Below are 23,621 nucleotides of genomic sequence, written 5' to 3'. Positions count from 1 at the left end.
ATGTATACTGCGGGCGAATTCGCGGGCCGCCAGAGCGTGCCCGGCCTAAATTTGTTTCAAGTTATGTCCGTTCCCCCTGGACGCACGCCGCGCCATCCATGACCCAGTCCTCCCTGCCTGTCCCTACCGCCCTTGCTGCCGACGAGCCCTGGCGGGCTGAATCCGGATCGTGGCTCCGACCCGGCGAGACCGTCCTGGCCGGACTGGCCCTGGACCTCGACGCGAAGCTGCATTTTACCCAAGGGTGGCTGGTTGTGACCGGCCAGCGCATCGTTGGCCGGGCTCCCGGTGAAAAAAATGTGCGGGAATGGAACATCGGGCCCACCCTGCGCCTGTCGCACACCGACCACGCGGGCGTGGGCGCGCTGGAACTGAGTGGTCCGGAGGGCCGGCTGGCCAGCTGGCGATATACGCTTGGTTACAATCCGGCCGCGCTGCGGCTGGCCGACCAGTTCGAAGCCCAGCGCGACGCCGCCGGCGCGCGCCCGTCCGGCGAGGCGGGCGAGGTGCTGTGCCCGACCTGCAAGGCGCCGCTGCCCCCGGACGAGGAGCAGTGCCCCCAATGCAGCCGGGAACTGGAAACCCCGCCGTCGACCTGGGCGCTGCTGCGCCTGTGGCGCTTTGCCCGGCCATACCAGTGGCAGTTGCTGGCGGGCTTCCTGCTGACGCTGCTGTCCACTGCGGCCACACTGGTGCCGCCGTACCTGACCATGCCGCTGATGGACAAGGTGCTGATCCCGTTCCAGAACGGCGTGCCGATCGACTATGGGCTGGTGCGCCTGTATTTGGCTGGGCTGCTGGGTGCGGCGCTGGTGGCCTGGTCGTTGGGGTGGGCGCGGACCTACCTGCTGGCACGCGTATCGGAGCGCATCGGTGCCGATCTGCGCACAACAACATATGAACACCTGCTAAAGCTGTCGCTGGAATACTTCGGCGGCAAGCGCACGGGCGACCTGATGGCGCGCATCGGCTCGGAAAGCGACCGCATCTGCGTTTTCCTGTCGCTGCACCTGCTGGACTTTGCCACCGACGTGCTGATGATCGTCATGACGGCGGTGATCCTGGTGTCGATCAACCCGTGGCTGGCACTGGTGACGCTGGTGCCGCTGCCGTTCATCGCCTGGATGATCCACCTGGTGCGCGACCGCCTGCGCCACGGCTTCGAGAAGATCGACCGGATCTGGTCCGAGATCACCAATGTGCTGGCCGATACCATCCCCGGCATCCGCGTGGTCAAGGCCTTTGCCCAGGAAAAGCGTGAGGTGTCGCGTTTCCGCGAGGCCAACAAGCACAACCTGGCGATCAACGACCGCGTCAACGCGGTATGGTCGCTGTTCACGCCGACGGTCACCCTGCTGACCGAGATCGGCCTGCTGATCGTGTGGGTGTTCGGCATCTGGCAGGTGTCGCACAGCGCCATCACGGTGGGGGTGCTGGTGGCGTTCCTGACCTATATCAGCCGCTTCTATACCCGCCTGGATTCGATGAGCCGGATCGTCTCGGTGACGCAGAAGGCCGCGGCCGGCGCCAAGCGCATCTTCGACATCCTCGACCACGTGTCGAGCGTGCCGGAGCCGGTGCGCCCGGCGAAGCTGGACCAGGTCGAAGGCGCCATCGACATGAGCGACCTGGGCTTCCGCTACGGCAACCGCGCGGTGATCCGCGGGCTGAACCTGTCGATCGAGCCGGGCGAGATGATTGGCCTGGTGGGACACAGTGGCTCGGGCAAGAGCACGCTGGTCAACCTGATCTGCCGTTTCTACGATGTTTCCGAGGGCGCGATCCGCGTCGACGGCGTCGATATCCGCTCGCTGCCGGTGTCGGAGTACCGCCGCCATATCGGCCTGGTGCTGCAGGAGCCGTTCCTGTTCTTCGGCACGATTGCCGACAACATTGCCTACGGCAAGCCCGACGCCACGCGCGATGAGATCATCGCCGCCGCGCGCGCCGCGCATGCGCACGAGTTCATCCTGCGCCTGCCGCACGGCTATGACTCGCTGGTCGGTGAACGTGGCCAGGCGCTGTCGGGCGGCGAGCGCCAGCGCATCTCGATCGCGCGCGCGCTGCTGATCAACCCGCGCATCCTGATCATGGACGAGGCCACCTCGTCGGTCGACACCGCCACCGAGAAGGAAATCCAGAAGGCGCTCGACAACCTGGTGCAGGGCCGTACCACCATCGCCATCGCGCACCGCCTGTCGACACTGCGCAAGGCCGATCGGCTGGTGGTGATGGACCGCGGCCAGATCGTCGAAGTCGGCAGCCATGATGAACTGCTGTTGCGCGAAGGCGCGTACTACAAGCTGTACCAGGCGCAGGCGCGCAATGTCGACGCCGAGGACGGTGACGGCGAGGACCAAGCGATCGAAACGCCGGAGGCCGCCAATGCCCAATGACATCCCTGCCACCACGCCGACGCCCATGTTTACGCTAGATCGCAATCGTTTTGGCCGCCTGGTCCTGATCGCCGAGGACGGCACCGTCCACGAAGGCGTGGTGCCGGTGCGCGCCTTCCCGATTTCCGCACCGCAGGGCGGCATCGGCCTGATGAGCACCGACGGGCATGAAGTGGTGTGGATTCCGCGGCTGGAGGATTTGCCGCTGGCAGAGCGCAGCATGATCGAAGCGGAACTCGCCTCGCGCGAGTTCATGCCGGAGATCCAGCGTATCGTGAGCGTGTCGACCTACGCCACGCCCAGCGTGTGGACGGTGCAGACCGATCGCGGTCAGACCGAACTGGTGCTGCGCGGCGAAGAGGCGATCCGGCGCCTGGCCGGCAGCACGCTGCTGATATCGGACACGCACGGCATCCACTACCTGATCCGCGACCTGATGGCGCTGGACAAGCACAGCCGCAAGATCCTCGACCGCTTCCTCTGAGGCGTCCCTGGCGACGCTGACCCCGGGCCGGAGCTCTGCCGGCCGGGTTCCTGATCCGGACTAGTGCAGCATCTCGGACGCGTCGTCTTCGTCGTCCCAGTCATCGTGCATGACCGGCACGTCGGGCGCCATGTCGAACACCATCGAGTGGTAGCGCACGCTGAACCACTCGCGGAACATCTGCAGCGACAGTTCCTCGGGCCACATCGAGTCGTCGAACCACTCACCCAGCATGAATTCAAAGAATTCCTGCCAGCGCTTCTCGACCCAGCGCACGGCGTTGTCGTGCGTATCGGCCAGTTCTTCCGGCAGCAGGAATACGCTCTGGTCCTCGCGCACCTGCTCTAGCGTGAGGCCGGCCACCGGCTGGGGATCGACCGCCTGGATCCAGTCCAGGAACGGCTGTTCCGGGACCAGGGCGACCATGGAACGGTTGATGGTGAAGCGGGGATGGTCAGACATGGCGAAAGCCTTCAAGGACTGCAACCGCCTATTGTAGTCCTTCGCCGCGCGGCCCCGTCCAGTGTCATGCCAACAATAGCCGCGCCACAGCCCCTTGATCCACACCATGCCGCAAGGCTCTGTGATCCGGACGTTCGCTTTCGTCCAGCCATTGAGGAAAACGACAAGCGCATTGCCGCCGGTTGCTGGCTATAGTCTGCGGGGGGATGCAGGCAGGCCATGCCGTCGGATGAGTGCAATGCATGAATCGATTCTTGTCTGTCATGAATCGGGCGCCTGCCGGCAAGGCAACGGCCCGGCAAGGAGAAATCATGGATACCTATGTCGACCTGCAGCGGGCCATACTGAACAACATACCCGACCAGGCCTGGCTGAAGGACGTCGGCTCCCGCTACGTCCTGGTCAATGACGCCTTCATGGCCGCATGCGGGCGGTCCGAGGCCGAGATCCTGGGCAGCACGCCGGACAAGGTGTGGTCGGAGGAATGGGGACAGGTCTACCTGGGCACCGACAAGGCCGTGGTGGCCAGCGGCATCCGCCGGCGCTATGAGGAATGCCGTCACGGCCAGGACGGCAGCCTGCGCTGGTTCGATACGATCAAGATGCCGATTCGAGGCCAGGACGGCGCGGTTGTCGGTACGGTCGGCATCTCGCGCGACATTACCGACCGCAAGCGCTCCGAGCAGGAGCTGCTGGACTCGCGCGCGCAGCTGCGTGAGCTGTCCGCCTACCTGCAGTCCGTGCGCGAGGCGGAGCGCACCCGGATCTCACGCGAGCTGCACGATGAGCTTGGCCAGTCCCTGACGGCATTGCGCCTGGGACTGAGCTTTATCGAGGGGCAGCAGGGCCCCGATGCCGGCGACGCGTGCCGCAAGCATTTGCAGATGCTCAAGCAGATCGCGGATTCGACGGTGGACGCGGTGCAGCGCATCGCGGCAGACCTGCGCCCGCCGCTGCTGGATGAGCTGGGGCTGAACGCGGCGATCGAGTGGCTGGCCGAGTCTTTTTCCGAGCGTGGCGGCATCGCCTGCGAGCTGGCGCTGCAGCCCGTTGGCGAGCTCAGCGCCGAGCTCAGCACCGCGGTCTTTCGCATCGCGCAGGAAGCGCTGACCAATGCCTGCCGCCATGGCCGCGCCAATCGCGTGCGAGTGGAACTGAGCGAGGCCGGCGGGACCTTGCGGCTGGTGGTTGCCGACAACGGCCGCGGCATCGATGCGTCCAGGGCCGGGCATCGCCGCAGCCTGGGTTTGCTGGGGATGCGCGAGCGTGCGCTGATGCTGGGCGGCAAGCTGGCGGTAACCAGTGAGAAGGGCGGCGGCACCCGGGTCGAGGCGCAGATCCCCAATGCCGGCGCTGCCGGCAACGGAGGGGCAAGATGATCCGCCTGATGCTTGCCGACGACCACACCATCATCCGCGACGGGCTCAAGAAGATCTTCTCCACCGTGCCCGACATGCAGGTGGTGGCCGAAGCCGCCGACGGCTGCGAAGTGTTGGCGCTGCTGCGCGCGCAGGCGCCGGACGTGCTGCTGCTGGACATGTCGATGCCGGGGCGCAGCGGCATCCTGCTGATCCAGCAGATACGGGCCAGCCATCCGGCGCTGCCGGTACTGGTGCTGAGCATGTACCGCGAGTCGCAATATGCGCTGCAGGCCATCCGCGCAGGCGCGGCGGGCTACCTGACCAAGAATGTCGAGTCCGACCAGCTGCTCGGTGCCATCCGCAAGGTGGCGCGCGGCGGTACCGTGGTCTCGCCGGCGATTGCCGACAAGCTCGTCAGCCAGGCGCGGCAGCCAGATGCCGTGTTGCCGCATGCACGCCTGACGGCGCGTGAACTGCAGGTGTTCCAGATGCTGGCCGAGGGGCTGGGCATCAACGAGATCGCCGCAGCGCTGTCGCTCAGCGCCAAGACGGTGAGCACCCACAAGGCCAACATCCTCGGCAAGATGGATATCGCGTCGACCGCCGGGCTGGTGCACTACGCCATCCGCCACGGCCTGCTCGCCGAAGCCGGGGACGCCGCCTAGTCTGCTGCGGATCTGCTGCGGTGCGTCTAGGAAAATCCTTAGGTCGAATTCAGCCAATCCTGATGCAGTGATGCCGCCCCGGCACCTACGCTTCAGGTAGCGAAGCCCTGACTTCGCCTGCATAACAAAGACCTGAGGAGACAAGCCATGCAGCTGGATCTGCTGATCCGGGACGCCTGCGTTCGCGACGACGCGCCCCTGACCGATATCGCCATCCGCGACGGCCGCATCGCCGCCATCGAGCCCGGCATCGACGTGCCGGCGCATGAAGTGATCGAGGCCGGCGGCCGCGCGGTCATCCCGGGGCTGGTGGAAGCCCATCTGCACCTGGACAAGGCCCTGCTGCACCGCCGCCTGCCAGCGCGCTTCGGCACGCTGGACGAAGCCATCCGCGTTACCGGCATCCTGAAAAGCAAGCAGCAGCGCCAGGATGTGCTGGACCGCTCGCGCCAGGTGCTGGACATGGCGGTCAGGAACGGCACGGTGGCGATCCGCGCGCATCCCGATGTCGACCTGATCCAGGGGCTGATCGGTGTGGAGACACTGCTTGAGCTGAAATCGGAGTACCACGATCTGCTCGACCTGCAGATCGTGGCCTTCCCGCAAGAGGGCATCCTGAAATCGCAGGGCACCCGCGAGCTGATGACAGAGGCCATGGACCTGGGCGCCGATGTGGTCGGCGGCTGCCCGTACAACGAGCTGAGATGGGCCGACACCATGCGTCATATCGACATGGTCTTCGAACTCGCGCAACGCTATGACGCGCCGGTCGACATGCACGCCGATTTTGCCGACGACACCGGCGACCAGCGCTTTGCCGCAGTGTCATATATCGCGCAGAAGACTATCGAAGCCGGCTATCAGGGGCGCGTGTCGCTGGGCCATGTCACGAGCCTGGGCGCGCTTGACGCGGCGCAGCTGCAGCCGCTGATCGAGCAGCTCCGCGAGGCCGGCATCAGCATCGTCACGCTGCCCGCCACCGATCTCTATCTCGGCGGCCGCAAGGACGTCCAGAACCAGCGCCGCGGGCTGGCGCCGGTGAAGGCCCTGCACAGTGGCGGGGTCAACGTGGCGTATTCCTCGAACAATATCCGCAATGCCTTCACGCCTTTCGGCAAGGCCGACATGCTGCAGATCGGCAATATGCTGGCGCACGTGGCCCAGTTCGGCGTGCCCGAGCACCAGCTCGCGGTGCTCGACATGGGCACGCACAACGCGGCGCGCGCGATCGGCCTGCACGACACCTATGGCCTCAAGGTCGGGCGCCAGGCTGACCTGGTTGTCCTCGATACCTTCCAGGTGGCCGATGCGCTGATCGACATCCCGCCGCGGCTGTGGGTGGTGAAGCGCGGCAAGATCACCGTCGTCACGCAGCATCGCTGCGAGATCCATCGGCACCGGTGCTGCCCACACTGACAGCAATGCCCGTTCCCCGTCCATCCAGGAGTCGATCATGAGAAAGCTGCCTGCCGAAGTCGTGGCCTCACTGCTTGCCATCACCACCGTTCCCATCGCCGCGCATGCCTCGCACTTGCCGCCATGGGCCATCTTCATCAGCTGGGCCGCGACCTTTGCCATGGGCGGTCCCACGCCGGAGAACCTGAAGAAGATCTGGCCGACGCTGCCGGTGGGCTCGCTCTTTGCCTTTGTCATCGTGCTTTGCTTCCGCCAGGCAGCCGAGCAGTTCTCCGGGCCTGCGCTGATCGTGGCGGAGATGGTGATCCTGTTCACGCTCAACGCTTCGATGATGTATCTCGCACGCGTGTTCGTCGCGCTGCGCTTTATCCCCGGTATGTTCTTTGGCTTTGCCTCGTATTTTGCAACGCTGTTCGGCGGCTTCGGCCCGGTGCCGGGCGATCCCGTGGCCGCGCTCGGCGCGGTGATCGCCATGAATGCGCTCGGGCCGGCCTATGCCTGGATCAAGCATCACTACGCCGCGCCGGAATCCGTTGCCGAACGCCCATGGCAGGGCTGGAAGACCGAGACCTGAGCCGACGTGTCCTGCCGGGTTTGCGTGCAAGGCGCGGCCTGACCCGGCGCCATCATCGAATCGTTATCGCGGCTGCCGGCACGCAGGGAATGCCAGCGTCGGCCGGCCGCCGCGTATCCGGGGGGAGTGAGTATGGAATTTCTGGGTGAAGTGGATCCTTGCGGCGCCGGCACCTCGCGTCGGGCATTCCTGGCCGGCTCGGCCGCGCTGGCGGGCAGCACGGTATTGCCCGCTGTCGGGCAGGAACTGGCGCAGGAGCCGGCGCAATCCGGGCGCGCGGGGCAGGCGCATTCGTCCACGGGCATGGTCACGAGCCCGCACGGACTGGCCAGCCAGGCGGGGCTTGAGGTATTGAAGGCCGGGGGCAACGCGATCGAGGCGGCGATTGCCATCGGCGCAGTGCTGAGCGTGACATATCCTCACTTTACCGGCCTGGGGGGCGACGCCTTCCTGGTGGTCAGCGACCGCGGCGGCAATGTGCGCACGTTCTCCGGCATCGGCCAGGCCGCGTCCGAGATCTCGGGCTATGCCGGCACCATTCCGCTGCGGGGCCCGGCAGCTGCCCTCACTGCCGCCGCCACCGTTGCGATCTGGGACCGTGCCTTTGCCTTCAGCCGGGACCAGTGGGGCGGCACGCACTCGTGGTCGGCGCTGCTGGAGCGGGCTACCGATTACGCCGCCAACGGATTCCCCGTCACGCCGTCACAGTGCTTCTGGCAGGAGTTCCGTTCGGCGGACCTGTCGGGCTGGGACGGCTTCGGACAAGTCTTCATGCCAGACGGCCGCATGCCCAGGCCCGGTGAAATGTTCCGCCAGCCCGAGCTGGCCCGCACCCTGGACCGGGTGGCGACACAGGGCGGGCGCGAATTCTATGAGGGCGACCTCGCAGGCCGTCTTGCCGCCGGGCTGGCCAAGGCCGGCTCGCCGTTGCGCGAACAGGACCTGGCGCGCTGCCAGGCGCGCGAAGAAGTGCCGCTGCGCGTCGCCTACCGCGACGGCGAACTGCTCGGCCTGCGTCCGCCCACGCAAGGCGTGACGACGCTGGAGATCATGGGCATCCTCGATCGGTTCGATCTGTCCGGCATCCCGGAAGGCAGCGCAGACTATTACCACCTGCTGGTCGAGGCGGTGAAGCTGGCGTTCCTGGACCGCAACCGCTACGTCGCCGATCCCGATTTTGTCGACGTGCCGCTGGACCGGCTGTTGTCCAGGTCCAATCTCGATGCCCACGCGCGCCGCATCCGCATGGACCGCGCCATGGCATGGCCGCATGTGTTCAGGCCCGGCGACACGGTCTACATCGGCGCCGCCGATCGCGAGGGCCGCTGCGTGAGCATGCTGCAGACTGTCTATTTCGACTGGGGCAGCGGCCTTGTCGTCGGCGACACGGGGGTGCTCTGGCACAACCGCGGCGCATCGTTCAGCCTCGATCCCGCCAGCCCCAACGTGCTGCGCGGCGGCAAGCGGCCATTCCATACCCTCAATCCCGGCATCTACCTGAAGCAGGGCCGGCCGCATCTGCTGTACGGCACGCAAGGCGCCGACGGCCAGCCGCAGACACTGGCCGCGGTGCTGACACGGATGATCGACTACGGCATGGATCCGCTGACGGCACTGCGCCGCCCGCGCTTCCTGCTGGGCAAGACCTTCTCGGACAGCCGCGACAGCCTCAAGCTGGAACAGGATGCCGGCCTGCCGGTGTTCAGCGAGCTTGCCGCGCGCGGTCATCAACTGAGCCCGATCCCTGCGCAAAGCCAGCTGGCCGGCCATCCGGGCGCGATCCGGATCGATGCCGGCGGGCAGCTTACCGGCGCGCATGACCCGCGCAGCGATGGCCGGGCGCTGGGGGTATAGCGCGCGGCGCTTCCCGGTGACGCTGCGTTGTGCCGGTGCGTCACCCAAGAAAAAGCCCTCGGCCAGGGGGGACGAGGGCCACAAGTGGCAGCGGGCGAGTCGCAGTACGCCCCCATGCCATGATGGTGCCGCTACGCGGTCCGGGCATCCCCAATTCTGGGGATGTTGCTTTCCATTGCGCGCTGATAGCACCAACCATCAATGGAGCAAAGGGGCGTGCAATTCCCTGAAATCGAATGCGTCCGATTTGTCATTGATGCCGTGAATCGTCAGGACGGCATCGTGGGTCATCGCCATCTGCAGGCCTGCGGCAATCGCGGCATCGCGGGACGGGTAGACCGGTCCCGGGTTATCGGGGCCGTATTCCAGGGCCCACTGTGCGTCTCGCGTGAGGATGACCTCGATGGACTTGATTGGCATCGCCAACTCCGTTTCATGTGGACGCTGTGCGGTCGCGCGGGCGTGGAGAAAGGGCCTGGCAACGGGGAGCCGCCGGTGCCAGGCCAGCCCGCCTGTGGTGCACTATGTTGCTGATGCCGTGCGTTGCCCGGCCTGCAGCGATTCCAGCGTAGGCCAGGGCTGTGGGCCCGACTGCAAACAACTGCAAACGCGGCGGTGCGATGCGGATGCCGTCCTGGAAGACAGATGGCGGGGGATCCGGCCGCCAAAGAAAAAACCCGCGAAGCCTTGGGCTTTCGCGGGTTTCTAGACCTGCTGGTATTGCATCGGACTGAATACTGGTGGAGCCGGCGGGAATCGAACCCGCGTCCGTAAGCCCTCCACAGAGAGTTCTACATACTTAGTTCTGTCATTTGATTTAACCGGCGCATCGCGGACGAACACGCTCTACGACGGCGAGTCACTAGGTTTTCGTCCCCGGCTTCGTGACCCTTCCGGAGCTTATCTGACGTAAATGACCTCGCGTGGCCTTGCGACCCTAGCCCGTCAGCGAGCCAGTGCGAGGACGGCCGCAATTAAGCGGCCAGTGCGTAACGTTCGTCGTTAGCAGTTATTGCATTCCCATTGATTAACGAGGTGACGGGTCCTCGGTATGCCCTCCACTGCTTTGTAACCCACGTCGAAACCAGGTCGGCCCCAGTGAGGAAGCTGGATTGTACCCGGTTGGACGCAAGCTGTCGCGCGGAGTTCCTGGCGCGGCCAGGATACCCCTGTGGCGCGGTCAGGCGACCGCGGCAGGCACCAGCAGCGGGATCAGCTCGGCCGGGTGGCGGATCAGGTGGTCGGCGCCCCAGGTCTCGGGCGGCTCGCCGTCGCCGCAATAGCCATAGGCGGCGGTGACGGTGATCATGCCGGCGGCCTTGCCGGCCTGGATGTCGCGCAGGTCATCGCCCACGTAGACGCACTGGCGCGGGTCGACGCCGGCGCTTGCCGCGGCGTGCAGCAGCGGGGCGGGGTGTGGCTTGGCGTGGGGCGTGGTGTCGCCGCTGACCACCGCGCTGGCGCGCGGGGCCAGGCCGATCGCGGCGACCAGCGGCACGGTGAAGCGTGCGATCTTGTTGGTGACGATGCCCCATGGAATGCCCGCTGCCTCGAGCGCGGCCAGCACTTGCGGCATGCCGTCGAACAGGCGCGTGTGGACCGCGATGTCGGCCTCGTAGTAGTCCAGGAAAATATCGCGCAGCGCCGGGAACTCCGCATCCTCCGGGCGCAGGCCGAACGCCGCGCCCAGCAGGCCGCGCGCGCCGTGCGAGGCGACCGGGCGCAGCTTTTCATAGGCGACCGGCGCCTGGCCGCGCGCGACGACCAGCCGGTTGGCGGCCGCCGCCAGGTCCGGCGCGGTGTCTGCCAGCGTGCCGTCCAGGTCGAAGAAGACCCCTGCGATGCCGGCCGTCATGCTGCCACCCGGCGGAATGCCATCATGTAGTTCACATCGGTGTCGCGGCCCAGCGCATACACCTGCGACAGCGGGTTGTAGGTCATGCCGCGCATTTCCACCAGGTCCAGCCTGGCCTGGCGGGCAAAGCGCGCCAGTTCGGACGGGGTGATGAACTTGTCATAGTCGTGCGTGCCGCGCGGCAGCATGTTGAGCACATATTCCGCGCCGACGATGGCCAGCAGGTAGGCCTTCAGGTTGCGGTTGATAGTCGAGAAGAACACGTAACCGCCGGGCTTGACCAGCGTGGCGCAGGCTTGCACGATCGACGCCGGATCGGGCACGTGTTCCAGCATCTCCATGCAAGTCACCACATCCACGCTGGCTGGTTCACGCGCGGCCAGCGCTTCTGCGGCGATCTCCTCGTAGGTCACGGCAACGCCAGACTCCAGGCTGTGCAAGTCCGCCACCTTCAATGCCTTGGTCGAAAGATCGATACCGCGCACCGTGGCGCCCAGGCGCGCCATGCTTTCGGACAAGATGCCGCCGCCGCAACCCACGTCGACCACGCGTTTGCCGGCCAGGCCGGCGATGCCGTCGATCCAGCCCAGGCGCAGCGGGTTCAGCTCATGCAGCGGCTTGAACTCGCTTTCCGGGTCCCACCAGCGGTGGGCCAGTTCGCTGAACTTGTCGATTTCCTTCGGATCGGCATTGCGGCGCGGCACGTCCTGATTGGCGGCGTCGGCGGCGGAAAGGGTTTGCGATTGCAACGTCATCGTATGCGGGGGCCGGCGGCACTAGCCGCGCCGGCGGTGTGAAGGGAAGAGGGAGGCAGTCCGGGCAACTGTACCAAAAAAAAAGCCCAGCTTGCGCTGGGCTTTTTTCATCGGAAGGGATCCGATTAACGTGCGCTGCGGGTGCCGACCACTTCGACTTCCACGCGGCGGTTCGGCTGCTGGCAGGCGATCTGGGACTTGCGGTTGCCCTTGCACGACTTCGGATCGACCTTCAGCTGGCGCTTGCCCTTGCCTTCGGTGTAGACGCGGTTGGCTTCAACGCCCTTGCTCACCAGGTAAGCCTTGACCGATTCAGCACGGCGGATCGACAGGCGATCGTTGTACTTGTCCGAACCGAACGAGTCGGTGTGGCCAACGGCGATGATGACTTCCAGGGTGATGCCTTGCAGCTTCGAGACCAGGTCGTCCAGCTTGGCCTTGCCTTCCGGCTTCAGGACAGCCTTGTCGAAGTCGAACAGGGTGTCAGCAGCGAAAGTGACCTTCTCGCTCGAGACGACCGGCGGAGCCACCGGAGCCGGTGCCGGGGCCGGTGCGGCCGGGGCCAGGGCGCCGTCGCACAGCGCGTTGGCCGTGGCCGGGGTCCAGGAGCTGTCGCGCCAGCAGAGCTCGTTCGTGCCATTCTTCCACACGTACTCGCTCGTACCGTTGCCCCAGTTGTCGTTCACTGCCTTCTTTTCATAAGGGACGGACTGAGCTTGAGCGGATGCAGCCATTACTGCGGTAGCTGCAACGAGCGCGAGCTTGGCAAATTTTTTCATATTTCTCCTCTCAGGATGAGATCACCGCAGGGTTACTGCGAGCAAATGGACGAAAACAAGTCATACATTCTTCGGAGTATAACATTCTCGATGTGGTGTATGCTCCACTTCGAACAATGTCTGGCTCTTCGCTGGGGAATTGTGCCACAAGGGTCGTTTCCTAAGAAGTAAATATATTCGATTCGCCGCATGGGTTTTGGGGCTGTGGTGTTTGTGCAACATGGGTCTTGTGCCGCCCGCAAAGCCTTGTGGCATCAGGGATTCCGGGTTTCAGCGAGAGCCTCGGGAGGTGCGCGCAAGGGCTGTCCGGAGAGCGGAAGGCGGGGGGTGGCGGCATGTTAGAATGGCACGTTGCCCAGCCGTCAGGCGCCCACTGTGCCGCGCGCCAAAGGGCCTGTCATTCGCTTAAACCTGCCGCATAAACCACGCCGCAATGGATCCATTCGCAAAAGAAACCCTTCCGGTCTCCCTCGAAGAGGAAATGCGCCGCTCCTATCTTGATTACGCCATGAGCGTGATCGTGGGCCGGGCGCTTCCTGATGTGCGGGACGGCCTGAAACCGGTGCACCGGCGCGTGCTGTTTGCGATGCACGAGCTCAACAACGACTGGAACCGAGCCTACAAGAAATCGGCCCGTATCGTCGGTGATGTGATCGGTAAGTATCATCCGCACGGCGATACCGCAGTCTACGACACCATCGTCCGCATGGCGCAGAATTTCTCGCTGCGCTATATGCTGGTCGACGGCCAGGGCAATTTCGGTTCGGTCGACGGCGATAACGCCGCGGCCATGCGTTATACCGAAATCCGCCTGGCAAAAATTGCCCACGAGATGCTGTTCGACATTGACAAGGAAACCGTCGATTTCGACAGCAACTACGACGGCTCTGAAAAAGAGCCTTCGATTCTGCCGGCGCGTATTCCCAATCTGCTAATCAACGGTTCGTCCGGTATTGCGGTGGGCATGGCCACCAATATCCCGCCGCATAACCTGAATGAAATCGTTGACGGCTGCCTGCACCTGCTGCGCAACCCGCAGGCCACGGTGGATGAACTGATTGAATTGATTCCGGCGCCGGATTTTCCGACCGCCGGGATTATCTATGGCATCCAGGGCGTTCGCGAAGGCTATCGCACCGGCCGCGGCCGCGTGGTGATGCGGGCTAAGACGCACTTCGAGGACATCGACCGCGGCCAGCGCCAGGCCATCATCGTCGACGAGCTGCCCTACCAGGTCAACAAGCGCACCTTGCTTGAGCGCATCGCCGAACTGGTCACTGAAAAGAAGGTCGAGGGCATTTCCGACATCCGCGACGAGTCGGACAAGTCCGGCATGCGCGTGGTGATCGAGCTCAAGCGCAACGAGGTGCCTGAGGTTGTTCTCAACAACTTATATAAGAACACCCAGCTGCAGGACACCTTCGGCATGAACATGGTGGCGCTGGTCGATCGCCAGCCGCGCCTGCTGAACCTGCGCCAGATGCTGGAGTACTTCCTGGCGCACCGGCGCGAAGTCGTCACCCGCCGCACGGTGTTCGAGCTGCGCAAGGCGCGCGAGCGCGGCCACGTGTTGGAAGGCCTGGCCGTGGCACTGGCCAACATCGACGAATTCATCGCCATCATCAAGGCCGCCCCGACGCCGCCGATTGCCAAGCAGGAACTGATGGCGAAGGCGTGGGATTCGGCTCTGGTTCGCGAGATGCTTGCGCGGGCCGAAGGCGAGACGCCGGGCGGCCGCGCCTCCTATCGTCCGGACGGGCTGCCGCCGGTGTTCGGCATGCAGGCCGACGGCCTGTACCGGCTGTCGGATGGGCAGGCGCAGGAAATCCTGCAAATGCGCCTGCAACGCCTCACCGGGCTTGAGCAGGACAAGATCGTCCAGGAATATCGCGACATCATGGCGGTAATTGCCGACCTGTTGGATATTCTGGCGCGGCCGGAGCGTATTACTACCATCATCGTCGACGAACTCACCGCGATCCGCGCTGAATTTGGCGATGAGCGCCGTTCGCAGATCGAGCTGAACGCGACCGAGCTGGACACCGAGGACCTGATCACCCCACAGGATATGGTGGTCACGCTGTCGCACAGCGGCTATATGAAGAGCCAGCCGATTTCCGAGTACCGCGCGCAAAAGCGTGGCGGACGCGGCAAGCAGGCGGCGGCGACCAAGGAAGACGACTGGATCGACACGCTGTTCGTGGCCAATACCCACGACTACATCCTGTGCTTCTCCAACCGCGGCCGGCTCTACTGGCTGAAGGTCTATGAGGTGCCGCAGGGCTCGCGCAATTCGCGCGGGCGCCCGATCGTCAACATGTTCCCGCTGTCCGAAGGCGAGAAGATCAATGTGATCCTGCCGGTCAAGCAGTTTGACGCCGAGCACTTCATCTTCATGGCCACCGCCCGCGGCACGGTCAAGAAGACTGCACTGACCGAGTTCTCCAATCCGCGCAAGGCCGGCATCATCGCGGTCGACCTGGACGAGGGCGACTACCTGATCGGCGCGGCCGTGACCGACGGCCAGCACGATGTGATGCTGTTCTCCGACGCCGGCAAGGCCGTGCGCTTCGACGAGAACGACGTGCGTCCGATGGGCCGCCAGGCGCGCGGCGTGCGCGGCATGAACCTTGAAGACGGCCAGACCGTGATCGCGATGCTGGTGGCGCCGGCCGAGACCGCCGAAGAGGCTGAGGCGGGCGTGCGCGGCAGCGTGCTGACCGCAACCGAGAACGGCTACGGCAAGCGCACCCCCATTGCTGAGTACACTCGACACGGCCGCGGCACCAAGGGCATGATTGCGATCCAGACGAGCGAGCGCAATGGCCGTGTGGTGGCGGCAGCACTGGTTTCGCCCGAGGACGAGATCATGCTGATCACCACCGGTGGCGTGCTGATCCGTACCCGCGTGGCCGAAATCCGCGAAATGGGCCGCGCCACGCAGGGTGTCACGCTGATCAACGTTGACGAAGGCACCAAGTTGTCCGGGCTGCAGCGCATCGTCGAAAGCGATGCCGACAACGGCGCCGGTGGCGAAGAGGCTGAAGATGCCGACGGCGCAGAAGGTGCTGCCGGGGCCGACGCGGACGCCAATCCGTAAGACAAATCGTAAATTGTTGCAACAATAGGACGCCAGCCGGAACTCGCCTCGCGGCTGTCCGACTAAAACGGACGTATTTACCAGGGAGTCACAATGCTCAAAACCTATCGACGTATCGCTGTTCTGGCCGCTTTCGTTCCGACCTTCATGATGGCGCAGCATGCCCACGCGCAGGATGCGGAAAAGACAGCAGCCATCAAGGAACTGCTTTCCGTCATGCAGGCAGACCAGGCCGTCAAGGGCCAGGCCGAAAACTGGCAGCAAGGCGCCAAGCAGGAAGCTCCGCTGGTGCTGGAACAAGTGCTGGTCGAGAACAAGACCCTGAACGACAAGCAAAAGCAAGCCGCTGTCGAAAAGCTGAAGAAGAACGGCGCGGTCCAGCGCATGGTTGACGGCGCCGGCTCGGCGTTCAGCACCGATGGCTTCCGCAAGGACGCAATCCAGGCACACTACGATGCCTTTGGCAAATACTATTCGACGGCGGAACTCAAGGACCTGACCACCTTCCTGAAGTCGCCGACCGGCCAGAAGTTCATGGCCAATCAGGGCAAGGCGACCCAGGAGATCTGGGGCTCGATGATGCAGAAGTACGGCCCGCAGGTCGGCAAATCGATGCGTGACGCCGCCGAGAAGGAAATCACCGCCGCTTCGAAGTGATGCCGGCGTGATCCGCGACTGAATCGGACTGCCGCCCGCCTGCAGCCTTGCAGGCCGGTGCGGCCCCGGGGCCCGGCCCCGGGGTGCCCAACGGGGCGCGGGTTTGAGGGATAATGGCTGCTTGGGTAACACCGGCAGCCATTTTTTCCATTCCCCGTCTCATGAACGATCCCCAGAATCCCGCTCTTGCCGGCATGATGCAGCGTGCATTGGCCGAACGCGTCTACAACTTCTCGCCCGGCCCGGCAGCGCTGCCTGCTGAAGTGCTGCAACAGGCTGCCGAAGAAATGTTGTCCTGGCATGGGACCGGGGTCTCGGTGATGGAGATGAGCCACCGCAGCCGCGAGTTCGAAGGCATCCAGGCCGAAGCGATCGCGGACCTGCGCGAACTGCTGCATATTCCCTCCAACTTTCATGTGCTGTTCCTGCAGGGCGGTGCCATCGGTGAAAACGGCATCGTGCCGCTGAACCTGATGCGCCTGCGCAGCGCCGAGGCGCCCAAGGCCGACTTCGTCGTCACCGGCACCTGGTCGGTCAAGACCGAGCAGGAAGCCCGCCGCTATGGCGCGGTCAATATCGCGGCCACCAGCGAGGCGCAGAAGTTCCACCGCATACCTGAGGTTGGGGACTGGAAGCTGTCGGAGGATGCCGGCTACGTGCACCTGTGCACCAACGAGACCATCGTCGGCGTGGAGTTGCAGGACATTCCCGATATCGGTCAGGTCAGGGGCGACCGCATTGTGGTGGCGGACGCTTCCAGCCATATTCTGTCGCGCCCGATCGACTGGTCGCGCGTGCAGGTGGTCTACGGTGGCGCGCAGAAGAATATCGGCCCGGCCGGCGTCACCATCGTGATCGTGCGCGACGACCTGATCGGCCATGCTCACCCGCTGTGCCCGTCGGCATTCAACTGGCGCCTGGTGGCCGAGCACAACTCGATGTACAACACGCCGCCGACCTATGCGATCTATATCGCCGGCCTGGTCTTCAAATGGCTCAAGCGCCAGGGCGGCGTGCCCGCGATCGAGCAGCGCAATATCGCCAAGGCGTCGGCGCTGTACGACTACCTGGACCAGAGCGATTTCTATCGCAACGAGATCCATCCAAGCTGCCGCTCGCGCATGAACGTGCCGTTCTTCCTGGGCGATGAATCGCGCAATGAGGCGTTCCTGCAGCAGGCGCGGGCCAACGGGCTGGTGCAGCTCAAGGGACACAAGACCGTGGGCGGCATGCGCGCCAGCATCTATAACGCGATGCCGCTGGAAGGCGTGATGGCGCTGGTCGATTTCATGCGCGAGTTCGAGCGTACGTCCGCCTGACACGCATTCCCGCTGGCTGCCCGCGCACGTCAGGCACAGTGCGCCGGCAGGCAGCGGTCAGTTTTTCTCCGGCCGCCGCGCCCCGGCGGCCCACCGGATTCATACAAAATGACAAGCCAAGACCGCACCGCGGCGCGCGAGGAGACACCGCCCAACGCGCAGCAGAACGACAGCCACCTGAGCGAAGCCGAGCGCAAGCTGTCAGTCGAGCTGAGCCCGCTGCGCGAGCAGATCGACACCGTTGACCGCGAACTGCTGGCGATGCTGAACCGCCGCGCGAAACTGGCGCTCGAGGTCGGCGAGGTCAAGAAGAAGTACGGCGCGCCGGTGTTCCGCCCGGAGCGCGAGCTGCAGGTGATCCGCAAGGTGCAGGGCGCCAACCCCGGCCCGCTGCTGGGTGAAAGCGTAGCAGCGATCTGGCGCGAGGTGATGTCCGCCTGCCGCGGGCTGGAAAAGCCGCTCGAAGTGGCTTTCCTCGGCCCGGCCGGCACGTTCTCCGAGCAGGCGCTGTATGCGCACTTCGGCCATGAGGTGTCAGGCGTGCCTTGCCCGAGCATCGACGAGGTGTTCCGTGCCGTCGAGGCGGGCACGGTCGAGTACGGCGTGGTGCCGGTCGAGAATTCCACCGAGGGCGCGGTGTCGCGCACGCTCGACCTGTTCCTGCAGACCTCGCTGAAGATCAGCGGCGAGATCGCGCTCAAGGTGCACCACAACCTGATGGCATCCACGCCCGACATGCAGGGCGTCACGGTGGTGCGCGCGCATGCGCAGGCACTGGCGCAGTGCCAGCACTGGCTGACCGCCAACTATCCGCACCTCGAGCGCCAGGCGGTGTCGAGCAATGCCGAGGCCGCGCGCATGGCCAGCGAAGCCCCGACCGTGGCTGCGATTGCCGGCGAGTCCGCCGCCAACCGCTATCACCTGCATATCGTGCGCACGCATATCCAGGACGATCCGCACAACCGCACGCGCTTTGCCGTGATCGGCCGCTATGAGACCGAGCCGTCGGGCAGCGACCAGACCTCGATGATCCTGTCGGTGCCGAACAAGGCGGGCGCGGTGTACCAGCTGCTGGCGCCGCTGGCGGAGAACGGCGTGTCGATGTGCCGCTTCGAGTCGCGCCCGGCGCGCAGCGGCGCGTGGGAGTACTACTTCTACGTCGACGTGGAAGGGCACCAGCATGAGCCGGCAGTGGCGCGCGCCATCGAAGAGCTGCGCCGCAACGCGGCCTACCTGAAGGTGCTGGGCTCGTATCCGTCGAGCAAGTAAGGCCGCCAGCCAAGAACAAGGAGACGAGATGGCAGAGCAGGGTAAGCAAGGCGGCACGGTGTTCGGCCCCGGCTATGTGCGGGCGATTTCGCCGTACGTGGCCGGCAAGCCGATTTCGGAAGTCGCGCGCGAGTTCGGCCTGGACGAGGCCGGCATCGTCAAGCTCGCCTCCAATGAGAATCCGCTCGGCATGCCCGAGTCGGCCCGCCGCGCGGTGGCCGATGCGGTGGCTGAACTCGGCCGCTACCCGGATTCCAACGGCTTTGCGCTGAAGGGCGTGCTGTCGGCGCGCTTCGGTGTGCCCGCCGACTGGCTGACGCTGGGCAATGGCAGCAACGACATCCTGGAACTGGCCGCGCATGCGCTGGTGGAGCCGGGCCAGTCGATCGTCTATGCAGAGTACGCGTTCGCGGTCTACGCGCTGGCAACGCAGGAGATCGGCGCACGCGCGATCGAAGTGCCCGCGCGCGACTACGGCCATGACCTGGAGGCGATGGCCGCGGCGATCGCGCCGGATACGCGCCTGGTCTTTATCGCCAACCCGAACAACCCGACCGGCACCTTCCTGCCAGCCGCGCAGATCGAAGCCTTCCTGCAGCGGGTGCCGGCCAACGTGGTGGTGGTGCTGGACGAGGCGTACAACGAATACCTGGATGCCGACCAGCAATACGATTCGCTTCCCTGGGTGCGCCGCTACCCGAACCTGATGGTGTCGCGCACGTTTTCCAAGGCCTATGGCCTGGCGGGCCTGCGCATCGGCTACGCAGTGGCGCAGCCGGAGCTGTCGGACCTGCTGAACCGCATCCGGCAGCCGTTCAATGTCAACAGCGTGGCGCAGGCCGCGGCCATCGCCGCGCTGGGCGATGCCGACTTCCTGCGCCGCAGCGCCGAGCTGAACCGTGCCGGCAAGCGCCAGCTGACCGATGCCTTCAGCCGGCTTGGGCTGGAATACGTGCCGTCGTCCGGTAACTTTGTGATGGTGCGCGTCGGCGATGACGACGGCGCAGGCGCGCGCGTCAACCTGGCGCTGCTGAAGCAGGGCGTGATCGTGCGGCCGGTGGGCAACTACAACCTGCCGCGCTGGCTGCGCGTGACCATTGGCCTGGCTGAGGAGAACGCGGCCTTCATCGCGGCGCTGGAGCGGGCGCTGGCGTGAGCGCGGCTACAATCGCGGCGTTTCGCGGCGTTAGCGGAAGGCCGCTTGCCTGCCGCTTTGTCAATCATCGAATTACCTCGGACTGGTCCGAGCCACTGCCCCTAGCGGCCTGAGATTGTGAGTGCATTGCATTTTTCCCGTGTTGTCATTGTCGGTGTCGGCCTGATCGGCGGCTCGCTCGCGCTGGCGCTCAAGCGCGCCGGCGTGGTGGGCACGGTGGTCGGGGTGGGGCGCTCGCCGGCGTCGCTGCAGAAGGCGCTGGATCTTGGGGTGATCGATGAGGCCGCGACGCTGGCGGATGCCGCACGCGGCGCCAGCATGATCGTGCTGTGCGCGCCGGTGGCGCAGAACTTTGCGCTGCTGCATGCGCTGGAGCCGCACCTGCAGCCAGGCACCATCGTCACCGATGCCGGCAGCACCAAGTCAGACGTGATCATGGCGGCCAAGACGGCGCTGGGCGACAAGGTCGCGCAGTTCGTGCCGGCACACCCGATCGCCGGACGCGAGCTCAACGGCGTGGAGGCGGCGCTGCCGGACCTGTACGTCGGCAAGAAGACCGTGCTTTGCCCGCTGCAGGAAAATTCGCGCGCGGATGTCGCCGCGGTGCGCGCCATGTGGGAAAGCGCTGGCGCAGAATGCCACGTGATGTCGGCGGTGCAGCATGACGCGGTGTTCGCCGCGGTCAGCCACCTGCCGCACGTGCTGTCGTATGCGCTGGTGGCGCAGGTCGCCAATGCGGAAGACGCGGCGCTGAAGCTGGGCTTCGCCGGTGGCGGCTTCCGCGATTTCACGCGCATCGCGGCCTCGTCGCCGGAGATGTGGCGCGATATCTGCGTGGCCAACCGCGACGCGCTGCTGCGTGAACTGAATACCTACCAGTCGGTGCTGGCGCACCTGAAGGCGCAGATCGAGAAGGGCGACGGCGACGCGCTCGAACGCATCTTCGCGCGCGCCAGCAAGACCCGGCTGGCCTGGGGCGCAGAGCGTGCCGCGGGCAGCAATACCGAACCCTGAACCCATCGCCTGACCGCGGCGCCCCGGCGCCCACGAAAACCATGGAACACCTGACGCTAGGCCCCCTGACCCGCGCCACCGGCACCGTCCGGCTGCCAGGCTCGAAGAGCATCTCCAACCGTGTGCTGTTGCTGGCGGCACTGGCCAATGGCGAGACCCGCGTGCGCGACCTGCTCGATTCGGACGATACCCGCGTGATGCTGCAGGCGTTGCGCACGCTGGGCGTGGCCTGGCGGCAGGAGGGCGCTGACTATATCGTCACCGGCGCCGGCGGCAACTTCCCGAACAAGTCGGCAGAGCTGTTTATGGGCAATGCCGGCACGGCGATCCGCCCGCTCACCGCAGCGCTGGCGCTGCAGGGCGGCAATTACAAGCTGTCGGGCGTGCCGCGCATGCATGAGCGGCCGATCGGCGACCTGGTCGACGGCCTGCGCCAGGTGGGCGCGGTGATCGACTACCTTGGCAATGAAGGCTTTCCGCCGCTGCATATCCAGCCGGCCGGCATTCGCATCGATGCGCCGATCCGCGTGCGCGGCGACGTGTCAAGCCAGTTCCTGACCGCGCTGCTGATGAGCCTGCCGATGGCGCAATCCGACAGCGGCCGCATCGAGATCGAGGTGGTGGGCGAGCTGATCTCCAAGCCGTATATCGAGATCACGCTGAACCTGCTGGCGCGCTTCGGCATCCAGGTCGAGCGCCAGGGCTGGGAACGCTTCGTGCTGCCGGCGGGCGCGGCTTACTGCTCGCCGGATGAGATCTTTGTCGAGGGCGATGCGTCGTCTGCTTCCTACTTCCTGGCGGCCGGTGCGATCGGCGGCGGCCCGGTCCGGGTGGAAGGCGTGGGCATGGGCAGCATCCAGGGCGATGTACGCTTCGCCGAGGCGCTCAACCGCATGGGCGCCAATGTGATGGCCGGCGACAACTGGATCGAAGTGCGCGGCACGGAACGCGACGACGGGCGCCTGCACGGCATCGAACTGGACTGCAACCATATCCCCGACGCGGCGATGACGCTGGCGGTGGCGGCGCTGTTTGCCGAGGGCACGACCACGCTGACCAATATCGCCAGCTGGCGCGTCAAGGAAACGGATCGTATCGCGGCGATGGCGACGGAACTGCGCAAGCTCGGCGCAGTCGTGGAAGAAGGGGCGGACTACCTGCGTGTGACGCCGCCGCGGCCTTGGCAGACCCCGGCCGACGGCATTGGCACCTATGATGACCATCGCATGGCAATGTGCTTCTCGCTGGCCGCCTTCGGGCCGCTGCCGGTGCGGATCAATGATCCGGGTTGTGTGGCGAAGACGTTCCCGGATTACTTCAGCGTGTTTGCGGGCGTGACTGGCTAAGCGCTGGCCAGGTTGGCGCTGTCGCGCTGCGCCGGGCCGTGGCCGCGGGCAGTCCTGGCCCGGCGGCGCTCGCGCTTCTCCCAGTAGCGGTCGAAGAAGTAGTGGGCCACGGTATTGACGGCCGGCTCGATGAAGGTGATGGCGCCGCTGATGGGGGGGTTGCCGGTCAGCGCGTACGTCACGCTGAACGCGATGCCGAGGTGCATGATGCCGAACGTCAGTGTTTTTGCCATGGCAGATTGCCTCGCGGGTGTTACGAAAAGGGCACCTTGCCGCGGCTGCGGCAAAGTACTCATCAAATGATAATGATTCGCAATTGGATTCCCAATCAATCGTTTCTCTTGGTTTTATAAACAATGACTATCGTCAACGTCATCGCCATTGACGGGCCGACTGCCTCGGGCAAGGGCACTGTCGCGCACAAGGTCGCGGATGCCGTGGGCTTCCACCTGCTCGACAGCGGCGCCCTGTACCGGCTCGTGGCGCTGGCCAGCGACCGCGCCGGGATTGACTTGGCAGACGTGGACGCCCTTGCAACGATCGCTTCCCGCCTCGATGTGAAGTTCGGCCCTGACCGCGTCTGGCTGCGGGGCGAGGAAGTCAGCCTGGCAATCCGCGCCGAGGCGATCGGCAACCGGGCTTCGGCCATCGCCGTGCACCAGCCGGTGCGCGACGCGCTGACCCAGCTGCAACGCAGCTTCCGCAAGTTGCCGGGGCTGGTGGCCGACGGCCGCGACATGGGCACCGTGATCTTCCCGGACGCGCCGCTCAAGGTGTTCCTGACCGCAAGTGTTGAGGCGCGCGCTCGCAGGCGCTATAAACAATTGATTGATAAGGGAATTTCTGCTAATATTGAAGACCTTTTGCGTGACCTTGAAGCGCGCGATGTACGGGATCGCACCCGCACCGCCGCGCCGCTTCGTCCCGCCGAGGATGCAAAGCTGCTCGATACCTCCGATATGACGGTGGACCAGGCAGTGGCGCAGGTGCTGGAGTGGTTTGCCGCTGTGCGGCCCGATGCATGAGATGCATGCGGGCGCATCAGTAGAAGCGGCGTACCCCGACGGCACCAGATGGCGTCAGCCCGGGCAAGACTTGTGGCTGGCTTGTGTCAAACCTGACCCCGCTGCACTGGCAGACTGAGCGCGATAGTCGCGCC

21 protein-coding genes and 1 other RNA gene are annotated in these 23,621 nt (G+C 65.3%); 15 read left to right on the top strand and 7 right to left on the bottom strand.

Annotation, left to right across the window (positions count from 1 at the left end):
- Window positions 1-98 precede the first annotated feature (98 nt).
- Both A3A5_RS0120820 and A3A5_RS0120815 read left to right on the top strand, forming a co-directional pair.
- Entirely contained in the window at window positions 99-2,396 is a 2,298-nt protein-coding gene (locus A3A5_RS0120820) for an ABC transporter ATP-binding protein (RefSeq protein WP_018312458.1), read from the top strand.
- Complete coding sequence (locus A3A5_RS0120815) at window positions 2,386-2,880, top strand: DUF1854 domain-containing protein (RefSeq protein ID WP_018312457.1); 495 nt, start codon at window positions 2,386-2,388, stop codon at window positions 2,878-2,880. The genes A3A5_RS0120820 and A3A5_RS0120815 overlap by 11 nt, the downstream gene beginning before the upstream one ends.
- Window positions 2,881-2,940: 60 nt before the next feature.
- Here A3A5_RS0120815 and A3A5_RS0120810 read toward each other — a convergent pair whose 3' ends face one another.
- Complete coding sequence (locus A3A5_RS0120810) at window positions 2,941-3,342, bottom strand: hypothetical protein (protein WP_018312456.1); 402 nt, start codon at window positions 3,340-3,342, stop codon at window positions 2,941-2,943.
- A gap of 311 nt (window positions 3,343-3,653) precedes the next feature.
- Here A3A5_RS0120810 and A3A5_RS0120805 point away from each other — a divergent pair, with 311 nt between their 5' ends.
- The 5 genes from A3A5_RS0120805 (at window position 3,654) to A3A5_RS0120785 (ending at window position 9,212) form a co-directional block, all read left to right on the top strand.
- Window positions 3,654-4,721 (top strand): PAS domain-containing sensor histidine kinase, encoded by a 1,068-nt coding sequence (locus A3A5_RS0120805; RefSeq protein ID WP_018312455.1) that lies wholly within the window; start codon window positions 3,654-3,656, stop codon window positions 4,719-4,721.
- Window positions 4,718-5,368: a response regulator transcription factor gene (locus tag A3A5_RS0120800; protein ID WP_018312454.1), complete on the top strand. Its 651-nt coding sequence runs from the start codon at window positions 4,718-4,720 to the stop codon at window positions 5,366-5,368. The genes A3A5_RS0120805 and A3A5_RS0120800 overlap by 4 nt, the downstream gene beginning before the upstream one ends.
- 147 nt (window positions 5,369-5,515) lie before the next feature.
- Entirely contained in the window at window positions 5,516-6,784 is a 1,269-nt protein-coding gene (locus A3A5_RS0120795; RefSeq protein WP_018312453.1) for an amidohydrolase family protein, read from the top strand.
- Between the two features lie 37 nt (window positions 6,785-6,821).
- Window positions 6,822-7,358, top strand: a complete 537-nt coding sequence (locus A3A5_RS0120790; protein ID WP_018312452.1) for a DUF1097 domain-containing protein — start codon at window positions 6,822-6,824, stop codon at window positions 7,356-7,358.
- Between the two features lie 132 nt (window positions 7,359-7,490).
- Entirely contained in the window at window positions 7,491-9,212 is a 1,722-nt protein-coding gene (locus A3A5_RS0120785) for a gamma-glutamyltransferase family protein (protein ID WP_018312451.1), read from the top strand.
- A 198-nt stretch (window positions 9,213-9,410) separates the two neighbouring features.
- On the opposite strand, the gene A3A5_RS0120780 is transcribed toward A3A5_RS0120785, so the two are convergent.
- From A3A5_RS0120780 to ompA, 5 genes are all read right to left on the bottom strand, one after another.
- Window positions 9,411-9,632, bottom strand: coding sequence for a hypothetical protein (locus tag A3A5_RS0120780; RefSeq protein WP_018312450.1), 222 nt, complete (start codon window positions 9,630-9,632; stop codon window positions 9,411-9,413).
- A 318-nt stretch (window positions 9,633-9,950) separates the two neighbouring features.
- Window positions 9,951-10,309, bottom strand: a transfer-messenger RNA (tmRNA) gene (gene ssrA, locus A3A5_RS40585).
- 83 nt (window positions 10,310-10,392) lie between these two features.
- Window positions 10,393-11,067: a phosphoglycolate phosphatase gene (gene gph / locus A3A5_RS0120775; protein ID WP_018312449.1), complete on the bottom strand. Its 675-nt coding sequence runs from the start codon at window positions 11,065-11,067 to the stop codon at window positions 10,393-10,395.
- Window positions 11,064-11,822, bottom strand: a complete 759-nt coding sequence (gene ubiG / locus A3A5_RS0120770; protein ID WP_018312448.1) for a bifunctional 2-polyprenyl-6-hydroxyphenol methylase/3-demethylubiquinol 3-O-methyltransferase UbiG — start codon at window positions 11,820-11,822, stop codon at window positions 11,064-11,066. Before ubiG ends, gph begins: the two co-directional genes overlap by 4 nt.
- 125 nt (window positions 11,823-11,947) lie before the next feature.
- The gene (gene ompA / locus A3A5_RS0120765) at window positions 11,948-12,601 is read right to left on the bottom strand and encodes an outer membrane protein OmpA (RefSeq protein WP_010812964.1); all 654 of its coding nucleotides are present in this window, start codon (window positions 12,599-12,601) and stop codon (window positions 11,948-11,950) included.
- A 433-nt stretch (window positions 12,602-13,034) separates the two neighbouring features.
- On the opposite strand from ompA, the gene gyrA reads away from it, so the two are divergent.
- The 7 genes from gyrA (at window position 13,035) to aroA (ending at window position 22,462) form a co-directional block, all read left to right on the top strand.
- Window positions 13,035-15,701, top strand: coding sequence for a DNA gyrase subunit A (gene gyrA, locus A3A5_RS0120760; RefSeq protein WP_026200961.1), 2,667 nt, complete (start codon window positions 13,035-13,037; stop codon window positions 15,699-15,701).
- A 93-nt stretch (window positions 15,702-15,794) separates the two neighbouring features.
- On the top strand, window positions 15,795-16,358 hold the full coding sequence (locus tag A3A5_RS0120755) for a DUF2059 domain-containing protein (RefSeq protein WP_010812962.1): 564 nt from the start codon (window positions 15,795-15,797) through the stop codon (window positions 16,356-16,358).
- 161 nt (window positions 16,359-16,519) lie between these two features.
- On the top strand, window positions 16,520-17,677 hold the full coding sequence (gene serC, locus A3A5_RS0120750) for a 3-phosphoserine/phosphohydroxythreonine transaminase (RefSeq protein ID WP_051108552.1): 1,158 nt from the start codon (window positions 16,520-16,522) through the stop codon (window positions 17,675-17,677).
- Window positions 17,678-17,785: 108 nt separating this feature from the next.
- Window positions 17,786-18,946: a prephenate dehydratase gene (gene pheA, locus A3A5_RS0120745; protein WP_018312443.1), complete on the top strand. Its 1,161-nt coding sequence runs from the start codon at window positions 17,786-17,788 to the stop codon at window positions 18,944-18,946.
- A 28-nt stretch (window positions 18,947-18,974) separates the two neighbouring features.
- Window positions 18,975-20,102 (top strand): histidinol-phosphate transaminase, encoded by a 1,128-nt coding sequence (gene hisC / locus A3A5_RS0120740; RefSeq protein ID WP_018312442.1) that lies wholly within the window; start codon window positions 18,975-18,977, stop codon window positions 20,100-20,102.
- A gap of 117 nt (window positions 20,103-20,219) precedes the next feature.
- Entirely contained in the window at window positions 20,220-21,116 is an 897-nt protein-coding gene (locus A3A5_RS0120735; protein ID WP_026200960.1) for a prephenate dehydrogenase/arogenate dehydrogenase family protein, read from the top strand.
- 41 nt (window positions 21,117-21,157) lie between these two features.
- Window positions 21,158-22,462, top strand: coding sequence for a 3-phosphoshikimate 1-carboxyvinyltransferase (aroA, locus tag A3A5_RS0120730; protein ID WP_018312440.1), 1,305 nt, complete (start codon window positions 21,158-21,160; stop codon window positions 22,460-22,462).
- Here aroA and A3A5_RS0120725 read toward each other — a convergent pair.
- Window positions 22,459-22,695, bottom strand: coding sequence for a DUF2061 domain-containing protein (locus A3A5_RS0120725; RefSeq protein WP_018312439.1), 237 nt, complete (start codon window positions 22,693-22,695; stop codon window positions 22,459-22,461). The genes aroA and A3A5_RS0120725 overlap by 4 nt on opposite strands.
- 123 nt (window positions 22,696-22,818) lie before the next feature.
- On the opposite strand from A3A5_RS0120725, the gene cmk reads away from it, so the two are divergent.
- Window positions 22,819-23,487, top strand: coding sequence for a (d)CMP kinase (gene cmk / locus A3A5_RS0120720; protein WP_018312438.1), 669 nt, complete (start codon window positions 22,819-22,821; stop codon window positions 23,485-23,487).
- The last annotated feature ends 134 nt before the right edge of the window (window positions 23,488-23,621 follow it).

This window comes from Cupriavidus sp. UYPR2.512 (assembly GCF_000379565.1).
In the GTDB taxonomy this organism is placed as follows: domain Bacteria; phylum Pseudomonadota; class Gammaproteobacteria; order Burkholderiales; family Burkholderiaceae; genus Cupriavidus.
This window is presented reverse-complemented; position numbering and strand designations above follow the sequence as displayed.

Excerpts from the sequence above, each read along its gene's own strand:
- aroA (WP_018312440.1), top strand. The coding sequence starts at position 21,158 with ATGGAACACCTGACGCTAGGCCCCCTGACCCGCGCCACCGGCACCGTC.
- A3A5_RS0120815 (WP_018312457.1), top strand. The coding sequence starts at position 2,386 with ATGCCCAATGACATCCCTGCCACCACGCCGACGCCCATGTTTACGCTA.
- gph (WP_018312449.1), bottom strand. The coding sequence starts at position 11,067 with ATGACGGCCGGCATCGCAGGGGTCTTCTTCGACCTGGACGGCACGCTG.
- A3A5_RS0120805 (WP_018312455.1), top strand. The coding sequence starts at position 3,654 with ATGGATACCTATGTCGACCTGCAGCGGGCCATACTGAACAACATACCC.
- A3A5_RS0120785 (WP_018312451.1), top strand. The coding sequence starts at position 7,491 with ATGGAATTTCTGGGTGAAGTGGATCCTTGCGGCGCCGGCACCTCGCGT.
- A3A5_RS0120820 (WP_018312458.1), top strand. The coding sequence starts at position 99 with ATGACCCAGTCCTCCCTGCCTGTCCCTACCGCCCTTGCTGCCGACGAG.
- ubiG (WP_018312448.1), bottom strand. The coding sequence starts at position 11,822 with ATGACGTTGCAATCGCAAACCCTTTCCGCCGCCGACGCCGCCAATCAG.
- A3A5_RS0120795 (WP_018312453.1), top strand. The coding sequence starts at position 5,516 with ATGCAGCTGGATCTGCTGATCCGGGACGCCTGCGTTCGCGACGACGCG.
- pheA (WP_018312443.1), top strand. The coding sequence starts at position 17,786 with ATGACAAGCCAAGACCGCACCGCGGCGCGCGAGGAGACACCGCCCAAC.
- A3A5_RS0120725 (WP_018312439.1), bottom strand. The coding sequence starts at position 22,695 with ATGGCAAAAACACTGACGTTCGGCATCATGCACCTCGGCATCGCGTTC.
- A3A5_RS0120800 (WP_018312454.1), top strand. The coding sequence starts at position 4,718 with ATGATCCGCCTGATGCTTGCCGACGACCACACCATCATCCGCGACGGG.
- serC (WP_051108552.1), top strand. The coding sequence starts at position 16,520 with ATGAACGATCCCCAGAATCCCGCTCTTGCCGGCATGATGCAGCGTGCA.
- hisC (WP_018312442.1), top strand. The coding sequence starts at position 18,975 with ATGGCAGAGCAGGGTAAGCAAGGCGGCACGGTGTTCGGCCCCGGCTAT.
- A3A5_RS0120790 (WP_018312452.1), top strand. The coding sequence starts at position 6,822 with ATGAGAAAGCTGCCTGCCGAAGTCGTGGCCTCACTGCTTGCCATCACC.
- ompA (WP_010812964.1), bottom strand. The coding sequence starts at position 12,601 with ATGAAAAAATTTGCCAAGCTCGCGCTCGTTGCAGCTACCGCAGTAATG.
- gyrA (WP_026200961.1), top strand. The coding sequence starts at position 13,035 with ATGGATCCATTCGCAAAAGAAACCCTTCCGGTCTCCCTCGAAGAGGAA.
- A3A5_RS0120810 (WP_018312456.1), bottom strand. The coding sequence starts at position 3,342 with ATGTCTGACCATCCCCGCTTCACCATCAACCGTTCCATGGTCGCCCTG.
- A3A5_RS0120780 (WP_018312450.1), bottom strand. The coding sequence starts at position 9,632 with ATGCCAATCAAGTCCATCGAGGTCATCCTCACGCGAGACGCACAGTGG.
- A3A5_RS0120755 (WP_010812962.1), top strand. The coding sequence starts at position 15,795 with ATGCTCAAAACCTATCGACGTATCGCTGTTCTGGCCGCTTTCGTTCCG.
- cmk (WP_018312438.1), top strand. The coding sequence starts at position 22,819 with ATGACTATCGTCAACGTCATCGCCATTGACGGGCCGACTGCCTCGGGC.